General features: G+C 66.4%; 1 pseudogene. It reads right to left on the reverse strand.

The window, feature by feature from the left end:
- Window positions 1-169: 169 nt before the first annotated feature.
- A pseudogene (locus A5692_RS08335) lies at window positions 170-822 on the reverse strand (condensation domain-containing protein); the annotation flags it as partial.

Genomic DNA, 822 nt, shown 5'->3' on the forward strand with positions numbered 1-822 from the left:
TCGAGCAGGCCGAGTTCGGCTGGGCGGTGATCGACGCCGGTGAGTGGACGCACGAGCGGCTCGAGGAGGCCATCGCCGCGGCGGCAGAATACTGGTTCGATCTGGCAACCGAAATCCCGATCCACACCGAGCTTTTCCGGTTGGGCCCCGATGAGTATGTGTTGGTGGCGATGGCCTCCTCGAGCCGCTCGTGCGTCCACTCACCGGCGTCGATCACCGCCCAGCCGAACTCGGCCTGCTCGACCGGCACCACCTGCTGGTGGGGGATCCCGTCGATCGTGGGGAACAGGGTGCGCAGGCTTTCATGGCGGGCCACTAGATCACCGAGCGCAGCCTGCAGGGCGTCCACGTCGAGTGGCCCCGTGAGGTGTACCGCGATGGGCATGTTGTAGACCGCAGACCGGCCCAGCAACTGATCGATAAACCACAACCGGGACTGGGCAAACGACAACGGCACCACTGCCGGCCGCTGCTGGGCCGTCAGCGGGGCCAGCCCACCCCCACCCCCGGCCTGGATGCGGGGTGCTAACTGGGCGATGGTGGGCGCCTCAAACACCGCCCGCACCGACAGGTTGGCATCCAAAGAATTGTTGATGGCCGCGATCAGGCGCATCGCCGACAACGAGTCCCCACCCAGATCGAAGAAGGAGTCGTCCAGTCCGACGCGGTCGTGGCCGAGGATTTGGGCGTAGATGCCGGCCAGAATGTCTTCGGTGAGGGTGGCCGGGGCGCGATAGGGGGCGCTGGTGTAGTCGGGGGCGGGTAGGGCGCGGGTGTCGAGTTTGCCATTGACCGTCAATGGCAGAGCGTCGAGCACCGCTA

Source organism: Mycobacterium sp. E342, assembly GCF_001667665.1.
Lineage (GTDB): Bacteria > Actinomycetota > Actinomycetes > Mycobacteriales > Mycobacteriaceae > Mycobacterium.